The organism is Candidatus Cloacimonadota bacterium, assembly GCA_034722995.1.
Taxonomy (GTDB): Bacteria; Cloacimonadota; Cloacimonadia; order JGIOTU-2; family JGIOTU-2; genus JAGMCF01.
Genome location: JAYEOL010000002.1, coordinates 1 through 15,401, shown reverse-complemented (window position 1 = coordinate 15,401; position 15,401 = coordinate 1). Strand labels below are relative to the sequence as shown.

Annotated in this window: 16 protein-coding genes; all 16 read left to right on the top strand. The window is 34.6% G+C overall.

Features of this window, described 5'->3' with window-relative positions; translation table 11 throughout:
• Positions 1 to 2: 2 nt before the first annotated feature.
• The 16 genes from U9R23_00220 (at position 3) to U9R23_00145 (ending at position 15,379) form a co-directional block, all read left to right on the top strand.
• On the top strand, positions 3 to 236 hold the full coding sequence (locus tag U9R23_00220; protein MEA3474866.1) for a FeoA family protein: 234 nt from the start codon (positions 3 to 5) through the stop codon (positions 234 to 236).
• Positions 237 to 413: 177 nt separating this feature from the next.
• Positions 414 to 2,144, top strand: coding sequence for a ferrous iron transporter B (locus tag U9R23_00215; GenBank protein MEA3474865.1), 1,731 nt, complete (start codon positions 414 to 416; stop codon positions 2,142 to 2,144).
• A gap of 67 nt (positions 2,145 to 2,211) precedes the next feature.
• On the top strand, positions 2,212 to 2,460 hold the full coding sequence (locus U9R23_00210; protein MEA3474864.1) for an AbrB/MazE/SpoVT family DNA-binding domain-containing protein: 249 nt from the start codon (positions 2,212 to 2,214) through the stop codon (positions 2,458 to 2,460).
• On the top strand, positions 2,454 to 2,777 hold the full coding sequence (locus U9R23_00205) for a type II toxin-antitoxin system PemK/MazF family toxin (GenBank protein MEA3474863.1): 324 nt from the start codon (positions 2,454 to 2,456) through the stop codon (positions 2,775 to 2,777). Before U9R23_00210 ends, U9R23_00205 begins: the two co-directional genes overlap by 7 nt.
• Before the next feature lie 23 nt (positions 2,778 to 2,800).
• A complete protein-coding gene (locus U9R23_00200) occupies positions 2,801 to 3,442 on the top strand; it encodes a hypothetical protein (GenBank protein ID MEA3474862.1) in 642 nt (213 codons plus the stop codon).
• A 94-nt stretch (positions 3,443 to 3,536) separates the two neighbouring features.
• A complete protein-coding gene (locus tag U9R23_00195; GenBank protein MEA3474861.1) occupies positions 3,537 to 5,900 on the top strand; it encodes an MMPL family transporter in 2,364 nt (787 codons plus the stop codon).
• Positions 5,897 to 6,301 carry a hypothetical protein gene (locus tag U9R23_00190; protein MEA3474860.1) on the top strand — a complete coding sequence of 135 codons (405 nt, stop codon included), beginning with the start codon at positions 5,897 to 5,899 and terminating at the stop codon, positions 6,299 to 6,301. The genes U9R23_00195 and U9R23_00190 overlap by 4 nt, the downstream gene beginning before the upstream one ends.
• 32 nt (positions 6,302 to 6,333) lie before the next feature.
• Positions 6,334 to 6,735 (top strand): hypothetical protein, encoded by a 402-nt coding sequence (locus U9R23_00185; protein MEA3474859.1) that lies wholly within the window; start codon positions 6,334 to 6,336, stop codon positions 6,733 to 6,735.
• Positions 6,736 to 6,945: 210 nt separating this feature from the next.
• Positions 6,946 to 7,740, top strand: a complete 795-nt coding sequence (locus U9R23_00180; GenBank protein MEA3474858.1) for an outer membrane lipoprotein-sorting protein — start codon at positions 6,946 to 6,948, stop codon at positions 7,738 to 7,740.
• Positions 7,737 to 9,023, top strand: coding sequence for a DUF1302 family protein (locus U9R23_00175; protein MEA3474857.1), 1,287 nt, complete (start codon positions 7,737 to 7,739; stop codon positions 9,021 to 9,023). Before U9R23_00180 ends, U9R23_00175 begins: the two co-directional genes overlap by 4 nt.
• A gap of 49 nt (positions 9,024 to 9,072) precedes the next feature.
• On the top strand, positions 9,073 to 9,465 hold the full coding sequence (locus U9R23_00170; GenBank protein ID MEA3474856.1) for a hypothetical protein: 393 nt from the start codon (positions 9,073 to 9,075) through the stop codon (positions 9,463 to 9,465).
• A gap of 2 nt (positions 9,466 to 9,467) precedes the next feature.
• A complete protein-coding gene (locus U9R23_00165) occupies positions 9,468 to 10,196 on the top strand; it encodes a ZIP family metal transporter (protein ID MEA3474855.1) in 729 nt (242 codons plus the stop codon).
• 152 nt (positions 10,197 to 10,348) lie between these two features.
• Complete coding sequence (locus tag U9R23_00160; GenBank protein MEA3474854.1) at positions 10,349 to 11,518, top strand: hypothetical protein; 1,170 nt, start codon at positions 10,349 to 10,351, stop codon at positions 11,516 to 11,518.
• Between the two features lie 52 nt (positions 11,519 to 11,570).
• Complete coding sequence (locus U9R23_00155; protein ID MEA3474853.1) at positions 11,571 to 12,446, top strand: DNRLRE domain-containing protein; 876 nt, start codon at positions 11,571 to 11,573, stop codon at positions 12,444 to 12,446.
• A 201-nt stretch (positions 12,447 to 12,647) separates the two neighbouring features.
• Positions 12,648 to 13,283 (top strand): hypothetical protein, encoded by a 636-nt coding sequence (locus U9R23_00150; protein MEA3474852.1) that lies wholly within the window; start codon positions 12,648 to 12,650, stop codon positions 13,281 to 13,283.
• A complete protein-coding gene (locus tag U9R23_00145; GenBank protein ID MEA3474851.1) occupies positions 13,280 to 15,379 on the top strand; it encodes a T9SS type A sorting domain-containing protein in 2,100 nt (699 codons plus the stop codon). The genes U9R23_00150 and U9R23_00145 overlap by 4 nt, the downstream gene beginning before the upstream one ends.
• Positions 15,380 to 15,401 lie beyond the last annotated feature (22 nt).

The window sequence follows — 15,401 nt, the reverse complement described above, 5'->3', positions numbered from 1 at the left end:
GAATGGAAGATATCAACTTAACGCAGATGAAATCAGGTGAACTGGGAACTGTGGTAGCAATTAATGGTGGATTTGGTTTCAGTAGAAGGGTGGAAGCACTTGGTATTCGAGTAGGAGTAAATATCAAGAAAATTTCCTCACAATTTATGCGAGGTCCAGTAACTGTTCAAGTTGGAAATACTCAAGTTGCTTTAGGCTTTGGTATGGCACGAAAAATTATAGTTGAAAAGGATTAGCCACGAACAGGCACAAACTAACACGAACGGACACTATTTTTTGTATTATAATTCCGAAATTAACAATACTCGCGAGAGTTTGTATTCGTTAGTGTTAGAAAAAACAAAAATGAAGGTTCGTGTCCGTCTGGACGCCGAGACCGATAAATTCTTGGTAAGAATAAAAAAGGAATAAACATGAGAAAGATACTTTTAATGGGTAATCCAAATGTTGGGAAAAGCGTGATTTTCTCTCGTCTTACAGGCGTTCATGTAATTGCTTCCAACTATCCAGGAACTACGGTTGAATTTACAAAAGGATATATGCGGATTGAAGAAAAGAAATTTGAAGTTATTGATGTGCCTGGCACCTATACCCTTGAACCAACTTCAAGGGCAGAAGAAGTCGCGGTTAAGATGCTTAATGATGCTCTCAAAGAAAATGATGACAACAATACAATTGTAATAAATATTGTGGACGCTACTAATCTTGAAAGAAACCTAAGTCTTACTCTTCATCTCATCAAAAAAAGGATACCTCTTGTCATCTGCCTGAATTTCTGGGATGAAACAAAACATACAGGGGTTCATATTGACAAGGAGAAATTAGAACAAATTTTAGAGGTACCTGTTGTTCCAACTTGCGGAATAACTGGTGAAGGCATTAAAGAGCTTGTCTCACGATTAAACGAGGCAAAACTCAGTCAATTTAAGTATAAGGACGAAGAAAGATGGACTAAAATTGGTAAAATTGTAGATGAAGTCCAAAAATTAACACATCGTCATCACACAATTTTAGAACGAATTGGAGATGCTTCAATACATCCATTGACAGGGATTCCTTTTGCCATTATCGTTCTGTTTCTTGCCTTTAAGATTGTAAGATTTATTGGGGAATCACTAATTGGGTACATCTTTGAACCCTTATTTGAAAATTTATGGGCACCTTTAATGATGAAATTGTCAGCATTATTAGGCTCTTCTGGATTTATTCACGATGTCTTAATTGGTAAACTAATTGAGGGTGGAATAGATTTCGTGGAATCAATGGGGCTTTTAACAACTGGTCTATTTGTCCCCATTGCAATGGTTTTGCCATATATTGTTGCTTTTTATCTTATCTTGAGTTTTCTGGAAGATTCTGGTTATCTTCCTCGCCTTGGAGTTCTACTTGATAATTTTATGCATAAGCTCGGTATTCATGGTTTAGCAATAATACCAATGCTGCTCGGAATAGGTTGTAATGTTCCTGGTGCATTAGCTACTCGAGTGTTAGAGACAAAGAGAGAGCGTTTTATTGCTGCAACACTTATGGCAATAGCAATTCCCTGTATGGCACAAATTGCAATGGTATTTGGGCTTGTGGGCAAATATGGTGCACATGGCTTGGCACTCGTTTTTGGAACGCTCTTTATTGTATGGATTGTTCTTGGTCTTTTACTTAATTTGCTTTTGAAAGGAGAGAGTCCAGAAATATTTGTGGAGATACCGCCATATCGGTTTCCATATTTTCCTGCACTTCTAAAAAAGCTCTGGATGAGAGTCCTGTGGTTTATAAAAGGTGCTGTTCCTTTTGTGCTCCTGGGAGTTTTGATTGTAAACATTCTTTATGCTCTTCATATAATTGAGTTCATTGGCAAACTTGCTGCACCAGTTGTAACAGGCATTCTTGGTCTGCCCAAAGAAGCAATTGGTGCATTAGTAGTTGGTTTCCTAAGAAAAGATGTGGCAGTTGGAATGCTTGTTCCATTAGGATTAACGATGCATCAAATGGTAATTGCATCTGTGGTTCTGACAATGTATTTTCCTTGCGTTGCGACTTTTGCGATTTTAGTCAAAGAGCTTGGCATTAAGGATATGATAAAATCAGCACTGATTATGATTGTCGCTACTTTGATAGTTGGTGGAATATTAAATCTTATTTTGTAATTAGTAATAACTATTATTCCTTGACAATTAATAAGTAATTACAATGTAATAACACCAGAGGTGAAAAATGAAAACTACAATTATACCAATAGGTAATTCAAAAGGGATTAGAATCCCAAAGGCAATTATAGAACAATGCCACATTGAAAAGGATGTTGATTTAGAGATTAAAGATGGGAAAATCATTATTATGTCTATCAAGTATAAACCAAGGGAGGATTGGGAAAAGGCCTTCAAAATGATGCACGACAGTTCTAACGATAAGTTAATAATAGAAGATAATATTGATTTAGAGATTGGAGAATGGGAATGGTAGTCAAACAATATGATGTTTTTCTCGTTTGCCTGGATCCTACAGTTGGTCATGAAATAAAAAAATCGCGTCCCTGCATCGTTCTCTCACCCGATGAAATGAACAAATACATCTCTACCGTTATTATTGCACCAATGACAACCAAATCCCGTTCTTATCCAACTCGTATACATATTACTTTTCAGAAAAAGAAAGGATGGATTGTATTGGACCAAATTAGAACCATTGATAAACAGAGATTGATTAAAAGGCTTGGGGAAATAACTCCAAAAACTATTATTAAATTAAAATCAGTTATTAAAGAGATGTTAGTTGATTAAAAATTTAATAAAAAGAATAAGAAATGAAAAAAACAGGATTTAAAACAGTTTTATTTGCTTTTATGTTTTTCTGCATAACTTATCTGCTGTTGGTAATTACAAATCGTGCTGGGGAAATTCCTTATCTTTTTGCTGGTTTTGGATTGCTTTTTATCGGCATATTCCTATTTCTTAAATCTGAAAAAATTAAAGATAATATCTTCAAAAGCAATCTATTAGCAATATTCAGTGGCATTTCTCTCTGGGCATTTTTTGGAGAATTCCTTGAAAACGGAGATTTGTTTATCAAAGGTGCAACTGTGGAAATTGCACATTGGAATTTTTTACCAATTTTGCTTTTTGTAATATTTCTTTTTTTAATTATAAGAAAATATTTACCAATTTCTTTTCAATTTTCACTCTCAAGTTTTTTACTTATCTGGACATTGCATTTTATTATGATTTTTCAATTAGAGGTTCTATCCCGAACTCATCTTTCTACTTATATAATGTGTGGTATATTTGCATTTTTGACAGGATTTTCAGTTTATAAGGTAAGAATAAGTAAAAGTATTAACTTAATAATGTTCTGGTCATATTTTGGGCTTTTGACAGCTTGGTCAGTTTTGGAATATATCTGGGTTTGGCGACTAATTCCAGGACCGTATTCAATTAAAATAATTTAATTAAAAAAATAATAAAAACTTGACTTGTTTATTTTATGGTTGAGAATGTGTCTCATTCTCATAATTCTAAAAATTGAAACTACGGAGGATAAAAATGACTAAAAAACTTGAAAGAATAAACAAAAAGTTTGGCAAAGCAGCCAAAACCATCGTGCGGCTCCGCTGGCTGATTATCGTCGGGTTGATATTCCTTAATCTTATAGCAATAATCGGCATAAAGCGAATTCAGATTGATGTCTCAAATGAAAGCTGGTTTCTCCAGGATGACCCTTTGATGGTCGCCAAACACGAGTTTGAAGATATCTTCGGGAATAATGACTATGTAGCAGTTCTCGTGGAAGCGGATAATGTTTTTTCGCCGAAGATTCTGAGAATGATGCGGGAACTTGGACAGGAGTTGAAATCCAAACTACCTTATACGGATAAGCTGATGTCCATCACAGACCTTGATTTTACAAGAGGGACTGAACAAGGGCTTATTGTTGGTAATATTGTCCCTGACGAAATTCCAACCAATCCTGAAGCTATTGCTGAAATTAAGAAACTCGCATTCTCAAAAGAGTTTCTTGTTAACAGATTATTTTCTGATGATTGCAAACAAGCGTGGATACTTCTGCGGCTTAGAAGTTATCCTGAAACTGATGCGACAAGTATGGAAGAATATCCACAACTTGTGGTTGGCAGAATGGCAGTAGAGATCGTCGGGCAGGACAAGTATAAGGATTTCAATCTCAAAGCCACGGGAATGCCTGTGCTGAATCACGAGAAAAGATGCTATTACAACAAAGAGGCGGGCAGAGTTTTTGGGATTTCTATTTTAATTACGATTATTGCCCTTATCCTACTTCTGCGTTCATTCAGAGGTGTATCTGTCCCAATAATAACTGCTGTTAGTTCTATTCTATGGACTTTTGGTGGTATGGGATGGCTGGGCATTAAACTGGATAATACTGTTATGATTGTTCCTGTTCTACTCGCCCTGGCTGTTTCTATTGGCTACTCTGTTCATATCTTTAATTTTTTCAAGCAGAGGTTTCTTACAACAGGAAGAAGGAAAGAAGCGATATTTTATGCAGTGGAGCATACTGGTTGGCCTATCTTCTTTACTGCTGCGACCACGATAGCCGCTCTTTTCTCTTTCTTTTTTGTAGATATCAAAACTGTTCGCTGGATGGGATTGTCCGCTGGAGTTAGTGTAATCGCTGCATATATAATAGTGATGCTTTTTACTCCTGCCATTCTTTCGTTTGGAGAAGATAAAAAGCCTCATCCTGAATATGAAAAAAAAGGCGGTGGTTGGGCAGAACATATTCTTGTAAAATTCAGCGATTGGGTGCTTTCTCATCCTGCACAAATTCTGACTATTTTTGGAATTATTGTGATTGCACTTATCTTTGGACTTACAAAAGTAGAGGTGGATATGCGGATGGAAAAAATGGGGTTAGAAGTTCCTTTCAGAGCAAAACTCTGGTATATCAATAATACGAAAGTTGGCTCAATGTGGTCTTACGATGTTACAATAGCATTCAAAAAAAATGATAGAGTAAAAGACCCGGAAGTTCTGAAAAATCTTGATATACTGGTAAATGAAATAAGCAAATTCCCTGCTGTGAAAAGAGCTTACTCCCTATCTGATATTGTAAAGGATTTAAATCAGGTGATGCACAGCGACAATCCCGAATACCACTCTATTCCCAACGATAAAGAGCTTGTATCCCAATTGCTTCTGCTCTATGAGATGTCAGGTGGAACAGAAGCAGAGAATTGGGTGGATTATGATTATACCACACTTCGTATAAGCGCAGAGGTAGGGGATTTTTTGGCAAAGGAATTTGAAAAGCAGTGGGATTACCTTGAAAGAAGAGTAACCCAGCTTTTCCCTAATGCAAAATTGGGTATCGTAGGTGTTGCTGTTCAATTTTCTACAATGTCTATGTATATCACAAAAGGACAAATTCGTTCGCTCCTAATCGCGCTAATCGTAATAACAATACTGATGATGATTGTGTTTGGCAGTATAAAAACAGGATTGATAGGTATGATACCGAATATTGCTCCGGCAATATTCGCGGGCGGGCTTATGGGTTACTTTGGAACACCACTTGATATGATGACAATGATTATAGGTCCTATGATTCTTGGGCTTGCGGTGGACGATACGATTCATTTCATAACCAATTGTAAACTGGAATTCTGGCGCACAGGAAGTTATGAGAAGGCAATTCGGGAAACATTTAGAACAGTAGGTAAGGCACTTTTTATGACTTCACTTATCCTTGTGCTTGGATTTGTTGCTTATGTAACCTCATTGGATAAGATGTATTTTTGTCTCGGAGGATATACAATCGTAGCAATTCTTGCTGCACTGTTTGCCGACTTCTTTGTAACACCGGTTTTGATTATGTTGGTGAAGCCGTTTGGGAAAGAGAATAATCTAAATAAGGAGGAACAACTATGAAGCTGATTGAAAAGAGGGTATATTTTATTTATATCCTACTCGGCTCATTATATTTTATATCCAAAGTGATTTACTATATTTGTGGCTGGGTTTGTCTTCGCGGGTTGATGCTTGGGTTAGTTGCCACAGTGTTAACAATCTTGATTGGAATCGGTTCTTTCAAAGAGTATAGAAAAATGGGCAAGCCTGTGGTACATTGGTTAGCTATTATAGGACCATTACTTATTGTTCTTTACTCTCCTCTTCATATGACTATTCGCATGGGAATCCCAGTAATCCAATTTCCTTTGGAGAAATTTACGATACTTCTGATATTTGAATGCCTTGCAATTGCACAACTTATTATAGCTATTTTGATGTATAAAGAGTTTATGTTAAAACTCGGACTCAAAATGAAGTAATTAACTAAATAATCTAAAAAATGGAGGAAGAAATGACTAACAGATTAAAAGTAACCGTACTATGGATAATATTCCTTTTTGGAATGATCTTCCATGGAAATTTAGCGCTAATGCCCCTTTTCTGGGCAAAGAGTGTTGCTATGTCAGAAGAACTGATAGCTGCAAACCCGATGGCTCCAATGTTGTGGCTGATGCTTATGTTATGGCTGATTCCGATGATTATTATTGCAGTAACGATATTCATTGAAGCAAAATGGTATAAGATTACCAATTTCGTTCTTACTCTACTATTTACACTTATGAATATCTGGCATCTGATGGGACATATTGGTGAAAGCCTGGTTGACCATCGCCAGATTGTCCTGCTGACATTTGTTTTATTATCCGGTGTAATGCTGAACGTTGTTTCTTTCATGTGGCTCAAAGAAAAATAGAAAATTAATAGAACACAGATTAAGCGGGTAAAAAAATCAAATAAAAAATCCGTGTTCACCCTGTTAGATAAATTTAGCATATTTGATATTGAACTTCATTCGGATATGAGAAATTACTTGATAAGATAACTACAAATCAGCATGAATATCTAACGGGGTAAATCCGCGTTAGCTGTATCATCAATGTTCTATAAAAAAAGGAGTTTTAAGATGTTATTAAAAAAAACTATAAAAGTGATCATTTTACTGTTTTTAACAGCAGTTTTAGGATGGTCGCAATCCAAAGAATTAACAGGACGAGACATTGCCATTATGCTGCACAATCGTCCAGATGGAAATGACAGAAAAAGTGTAATGCAAATGACTCTTATCAACAAAAGAGGAAAAACTCGTGAGCGAACCCTCTTATCAATTTCAAAAGATTATGGAAAGGAGAGCAAATCTATCATATTCTTCCAATCCCCAGCAGATGTAAAAGGAACAGGATTCCTGCAGTATGAATACGAAGATACATTAAAAGAAGATGACAGATGGCTTTATCTGCCAGCATTGAAAAAGGTGAGAAGAATTAGCGGCTCTTCAAAAAATGATTATTTTATGGGAACTGATTTTACTTACGATGATATGGGAGACCGCTCTGTAGATGAGGATAATCACAAATTACTTTGTGAAGAAAAAATAGACAGTATAAAATGCTGGGTGCTTGAATCCATTCCAAAAGATAAAGATTATATGTATTCAAAGAAAATCGCATGGATTCGTCAGGATGCTCTTATTCCTGTAAAAGTTGAATTTTACGACAGACAAACGAATTTGCTGAAAGTCCTCAAAATCACAGATATCCGAAAACAAAATGGCTTCTGGACTGCGTTTAAGATGGAAATGAATAATATTCAAGAAAAGCATAAAACCATTCTTGAAATTAAAGAGATGCATTATGACATCGGATTGAAAGATAACCTGTTCAGAGTTTCCTCTCTGGAAAGAGGACGGATAAAGAAATGAAAATTACAAATTACAAATTTCAAATTTCAAATTCAATTCACAACATAAGTTTGAGAATGATTCCATTTCTAATACTTAATTTTATACTTCTTTTAATACCTTTTCTTCTTTTTGCGATTGATATTGAACCGCAGGGATTTGTTGATACTTATCATGCTGTTTGCTTGAATAATTCACACGATTTTTTAAGCTCGAGAACACGTCTTCGTATGGAATTATGGATCACTGGTGAAGAGGCTTTTGTGTTTACTTCGATGAATGCAATCAACAACAATGTGATAAAATCAAATTCCTGCATTGAGTTGAGAGAGACTTTTATTGATTATACTGCTGATAAATGGGATATACGGGTTGGGCGACAATTGATAATCTGGGGCAAAGCAGATGGTCTGGAAATTACAGATATTATCTCTCCCAAAGATTATACGGAATTTCTTGCACGGAATTTTGACGACATCAGGTTATCGATCGATGCTTTGAAATTTCATCTGTTATTTGAACAGACGAACCTTGAACTTATCTGGCTACCTGTTTTCAAACCTGCAATTTTACCACTTCTGGGAACTCCTTGGGCTTTCAAATCCGTATTTCCTGAAAGTGTAAAAGTGGTTTTTGAAGAACCCATTGAACCAGATTTGACCTTAAAAAATAGTGAAATTGGCGGAAAATTATCCTTCTATCTTTCCGGAATTGATTTTGCTTTTTCATCATTTTTTACTTGGGAAGATGTGCCTACTTTGCATAGAACTGTCGCTATTGGCAGTGATTCAATCCATTACTATCCAGAACATCATCGGATTACTTTTGTTGGTGCTGAGTTTTCAAAACCTATAGGAGATTTTGTTCTTCGAGAAGAATCTGCATTTTATAAAGATAATTATTTCGAGCCAGAAAATATACTATCTGAAAAACTGTTTAAGAAGAACTCATTAAACTGGATGCTCGGAGTTGATTGGACACCAGGAAATGATTGGATGCTTACTGCACAGTTCGCTGACGATTTCATTTTAGATTATGATGATAAAATCAAAGATGATGAGCATACGATGTTAGCAACGCTTCACATTTCCAAAAAATTCATCAGGCAAACATTGGAACTATCAACAATGGCATATTTTGGAATAAATGACAGAGATTTTTTTATCCGTTCAAGTATGGACTATGCTCTTACTGATGGATTGCATCTGATTTTCGGTATAGATCTATTCGTTGGAGATGAAGGAATGTTCGGTCAATATGATGACCACGATGAGGTGTGGATAAAGGCAAAATATAGTTTTTAGAGATAGGACACTGATTACATGGATGATACGGATTAACACATATTGAATTATGAAAATCATAAAAGAGAAAATATATCTTATTTATATCCTGCTTGGTTTATTGTATTTTATATTTAAAATGATTTGGTATATTTGTGGTTTTGTTTATTTTAGAGGAGTAATGCTTGGATTAATTGCAACAGTTTTAACAACATTCATCGGGATTTTATCTTTCAGAAAATATAAAGAAGCAGTTAAGTCTCTAGCACATTGGTTAGATGTTTTAGTACCTTTGATTATTATTTTCCTTACTCCTATAATTATGATTCATAATTTGGGTCTCAATATATTCCAGATAGCGAAAATAACAATATTGATAATATTTGAAGGTCTTGCAATTACACAAGCTATTATAGCTCTTTTGATGTTCAGAGGTTTGAAAAATAAATTAAGGAATAGGTGAAAATGGAAAACCTGTTGTTAATAATAATTCTGATCTTTGTTGGTCAAACTCTCGGTTGTCTAATTGGATTGATAAAGAAACCTAAAAAGAAATTTTTATATGGTTCTCTATCATTTGCTGCTTCGATGATGCTTGGTATATCCTTCTTTCAATTGATACCTGAAAGTCTGAAAATTATACCTTTTTATTTAATGGCTGGCTCTTTTTTTATTGGGATAATCATATTTCTCATTATTGATAGAACCTTACCACATATAAATCCAGAGTTACTTAAAAAAGAAAAACCGTCTATAAAAAGAAGTGTGACTATGCTTGTTATTGGTATGGCTTTGCATAATATCCCAGAAGGATTGGCAATCGGTGTTGGATTTGCTCTGACACCTTCTTTGGGGATTGTGATAGCATTGGGAATCGCAGCACAGGATGTTCCAGAAAATATCGCTACAATCGTTCCTTTATACGGATTAACTAAAAATAGAATGAAATCCTTTATTATCGTAACCATCACAATATTGTTTGAATTAGTTGGCTTTATTTTTGGTTACTATCTTTTAAAAGGGACAACTTTACATTTATTAGGAGCATCTCTTGCACTTGCGGCTGGTTTTATGACCTACATTTCGGTGGAGGAATTAATTCCAGCAGCACAAATAAAACAGAATCCGAAAATAGGGATTGTTAGCCTAATTTTAGGTGTGATGTGTGTTTTGTTAATTAATTTCTTATGCTAAATTAAATGTATCAAAATTCCAGTTGATTTTTGATAATTAAAAAAATCTTATATTGTTTTTGAGAAAAAATCTTGACATATTATTTCCACAATTGAGAATGTGTCGCATTCTCATAAGAGTAATAAAAAGCTAAACGAAAAAGGAGTTAGGTCATGAGTAATAATGTAAAAACATTAATATCATTAACAATATTTTTGCTAACTATTGGTATCTTAAATGCTACCGATTTAGAGCTTCCGGAAATTCATACAAATATTGTTTTACAAACCAATGCATATTTCGGAGATGATGTTGTCGTTCAAGATTCATCCTGGCAGGGTACTTTTGAAAATATTATCTACAAAGTCCCTGATAGCAAATTTACTGTTCGTAGTGTAATGATAGAAGCAATTGGCAAATTCGGAAAGAATATTGAATACAATATGGAATTTGGTATGTCAACCTGTCCTTTCTCAGGAGCGGAAACAGGTTTTGGAGTAAAGGAAGCAGGTGTGTTTTACAAGCCTTTTGAATGGATAAGACTTGGTCTTATGAAGGGACACATTATGCGCGGATTTGAAATTTATCAATGTTGCACAGAAGTTCTAACAGTAGAAAAACCACACTCCGGTGCTGCATTTATTGGTCAATGTCATGCTACAGGGGCTGTTGTGGAAGCAGACTATGATATTTCTGAATCAATGGGCTTTTCCACACAACTTGCTTTTCTAAACGGATTCAGCGGAAAATCTTTTGATAAAGAATATGATAGGAATATTGGTCTAATTTTCCGAACCCCTTTAGACGGAGTGTCAATTGGTGGATACTATAATGACATTAAGCAAGACTTGGGGAAAACTGACCCAATTACTTTTGAACCTATTTATAAGAAAAGTAATAGAATGGGATTCGGTGCTGAATTTGATTTCCATAATATCTTTGTCCGCGGAGAATATTATACTGGAAAGGGATTTACAAGCATTTTTCCTGATACAATTAAAACATCTGAGAATCTTGAAATGAACGCATTTTATATTGAAGGGGCATACACCATCAAAACAAACTGGGATATAATTCCTTATATTCAACCTTATTTTATGTATCAGTCTTGGAATAAGGCTTCAAATGTTGATGGATATTATTGGAATAACGCAGCTACCTTTATTGATGATACTATTTACTGTGATGATTTTGTTTCCAGTTATTTTACAGCTGGTATTACCCTTGGATTGGATGAAGAACACACCAAACTTAGAATTGATTATGAGGTGCCGGTGGATGTTCCTGATAATGAATTTAAGGAAGCAAAAAAACTAATAGTTAGACTTCAGAGTGGTTTTTAACCACGATTATTAACTAAAAAATTGTCCCGAAAAATCGGGAAAAGGAGAAAAAATGAAACATTACTTAACTTTAGTATTAACCGTCTTAATTATAGGGCTTACTGTATTTGCAGATGCAGATACAATCTTTATGGAACCTTGTGATGATATGTATACCGATGTAGAGCATCCAACCACACCACCGACATCTGATCAATTATGGGTCGCAGAATTCTCAGGAGCAGGTCATTTTGAAAGAATAATGATTCAATTTAATTTAAGTGAATTACAAAATGCAACTATTGAAGACGCAACTCTACATCTGTATCGTTTCTTCTCTTGTCCAATGAGCGGCACAACAGCTACATACTTTTACGCAATAACACAAGAATGGAATGAAGAAACATGGGACCCTCATACACACATTCAATATAACCCTTATATATGGGCTTCTTTCACTTTTAGTGGTCCTGGTGGAAATTATGGCATGTGGTTTGAAGTAAATATTACCAATCTTGTTCAGGAGTGGGTTAATAGTCAGATAGAAAATCACGGATTTGTAATCAGAGCAATATCAGGATACAAATGGAGTAAATTCTATTCAAAAGAATATACAAATTCAAATCTGCATCCTTATCTTGAAGTTGATTATACACAAGAGGCAATAGATGATAATGATATTCCAGTTCCAGCAATCAATATTGAAAATTATCCTAATCCATTTAATACAGAAACAACAATTTCATTCAATCTTCCGAAAAATGGGAATGTGAAACTTACCATTTATAATTCAAAGGGACAGATTGTAAAAACATTAGTTGATAACTATTTAAACATTGGTGAGCATAAAATTGAATTTGATGCTTCAAATTTAATAAGCGGAATTTATTTCTATAAAATCCAAATATACGATTTCAGCAAAATTAAAAAGACGATTTTGCTGAAGTAACCACTAAAACTTACAAAAAAAGGTAAGATTTTGATCTAAAACTATTCAGTTAACTGAATAGTTTTAGATCATACAAATTTTTTTATTGACACTATTTTTTATTTATAAAATTTTGTTTTAATTAGATAGTGTAATTTTGTAGATTTATTTTATGCCGTAACATGGTACAAAGCATTATCAAATTATGTTAGGCTTTTAGGTATGCATAAACTTAATCGTAGAAAACAAACGGAAAAAGGAGTTTTGATATGCATTACAACAATTGTAATATTACTGACATTTCGCGATGCAATAGCAATTCCGCCGCCACGGTATATTGAGGAAACGAAGGCTAAATCTGATCTTATAATTATTGGTAAGACTACGAATATTGACTCAGTAGTGGATATAAAAGGTTACGAATTATTCAGTATAGGTATCAACCCCATAGTGGTGTTGAAGGGTAAAATTCCCGAGAAAAGTAAACAAAAAGACAGAGATTCTACATTCTATCTTCTCTTTTCCAGGATAGAGGAACCCACGGACAAAGGTAATGGAAAAATAATAGATGTCGCTATAGTTGGAGATACTCCACCCCAACCAAGGGAAGAAGAAACAGTTCTCATATTCTTGAAAAAACATTTAAAAGAAGGTTATTTCTTGGTGGCAGGAGGAAGCGATGGTTATATCCATTTAGACACTGATTCCACAGAAAAGTTGATAGAACTAAAGAAGGAAATCGAGTTGTATCGTGAATGGTGCAGGCAAATTAAGAATGTAAAGATAAGTAAAACTATGAATAGCTACTACCTGAAAACTTTAGAATTCCTTGAAGAAAATAATAGGAGAAAAAGATGAAAAGAAAAAATGAATTTATTGGATTGACTTTGTTGTGCCTTTTGATATTATTACCTTCCTTATCATTTGCACAGCTTACTGGCATTAAGTATATTGGTGGAACTGCTCCTGATTATACAACTATTGAGTCTGCAATCAATGATTTGAATTTTCAAGGAGTTGGAGCAGGTGGTGTAACCTTCTTGATTCGTGATGGAATTTATAATGAAAATGATAATTTAACTATTCTTGATGTTGTTGCAACAGCAGAGAATCCTGTTGTTTTCAGACCAGATGTTGGGGCAACTGTGGAAATTAACATTACAATAACTGGAGATTTCAGTTATGCATTTAAAATTCATAATTCAGACTATATCACCTTTAATGGAACTCCTTATGAATCAATTGAAAATAGTAGAAATATGACAATAAATGGGTTCCGTAATAATGAAGATGATGTTTTTGTTTTATGGATTGCAAACGGTTCAGACCACATCACATTGGAAAATCTGATCATTAACAGCATTAGCACTACAACCAATACGGGTTGGTCAACCCCTGTTTATTGCTCAACTTATGATGTTCCATCTCCTTCTGTTGGTATGGATTCATTCACACTTTCAAACTGCGAAGTTATAGGTGGCTCCACTTATGGTGTATTTATGGACGGAGAGAGTGGTAAGGAACTTTGCAACTTCAATATTATAAATAATACTATTCACGATTTTCAAAAATATGGCATTTATGTTTGGGCACATATTGTTGATTGTAATGTTGAAGGAAATGAGGTGTGTCAAACTTTTGAAGAGGCAAGAAGTTCTGTTTACGGAATAAGAGCTGGTTCATCAAGCTGCAGTGGAACTACAAAAATCCATCATAATTATATTCACGATTTGAAACATAGTGCAAATGCACACCCTTATGGAATATTTATGACTTCAAATTCTCACGATAATCTGGTCTATAATAATATTATACATCTTGTTCCTGGACTTACTGCTAATACCCCTTATTGTATTTATATGTCTTCTGGTGATAATACGAACAACCAAATCTACTATAATACTATGTATATTGGTGGAGTAAATACTAGAGAGTATGTTGATTCTTACTGTATAAAAATCTATAAAGATGCGAGCGATAACATTCTTAAAGATAACATCTTAATTAACGAACGAACAGGTGATGTAAGTGATAATGATCATTGTGCTATTTACTTGAAGACAGCGACATCATTTGCAGAGAGCGATTATAATTTCCTGACTGTAAATTCTGATGACCCTTCCGATAATCGTTATGTTGCACGAATTGGCAGCAATTATTATAATACACTGGGGGATTTACAAATCGCTCCTGGATATGCTCCAAGAGATGAGAATTCAATAACAGGTGACCCTGATTTGAGTTTTCCTGATTTACATCTAAATTCAACAAGCCTTTGCATCGGAGCAGGAACACCAATTACAGGAATTATTACAGATTTTGATTACGACCTTCGCGATGAAGTAAATCCAGATATTGGAGCTGATGAGTTTATTTCTAATCATGCACCTGTAATCACTTATTTTTTCCCGGAAGAGACAGCATTTTCAATTGTACAAAATACTGAGCAATTATTTAGCATAACAGCTGAAGATCCTGACGAGGATTCTTTGTTCTATTTCTGGTATATTGATGATATACAGCAAGGTGAAAGTAGCTATGAATTTACTTATACCTTTTCAGATACTGGTAATTTTGTGGTGAAGGCATTAGTATCAGATAGCGAATTAGCAGACAGCACATTGTGGGATGTTACAGTGACCCCAGGGGTAGCTGTTGATGATAATCCGGAATTGGTAAATATAACAAAACTTTCTCAAAACTTTCCCAATCCATTCAATCCTACAACGACAATAGAATTTACCATCGAGAGCACCGAAAAAAACACCGAAATTGAAATTTATAACATCAAAGGGCAAAAGATCAGACAATATCCAATATTCAATAATCAATATTCAATTGTATGGGACGGAACTGATATGAACGGGAATAGATTACCATCTGGCATTTACTTCTATCGTCTAAAATCTGATAACATCATTTCTGAAGTCAAGAAAATGGTTCTAATAAGATAAAATATAAGTAAATATACTGTTA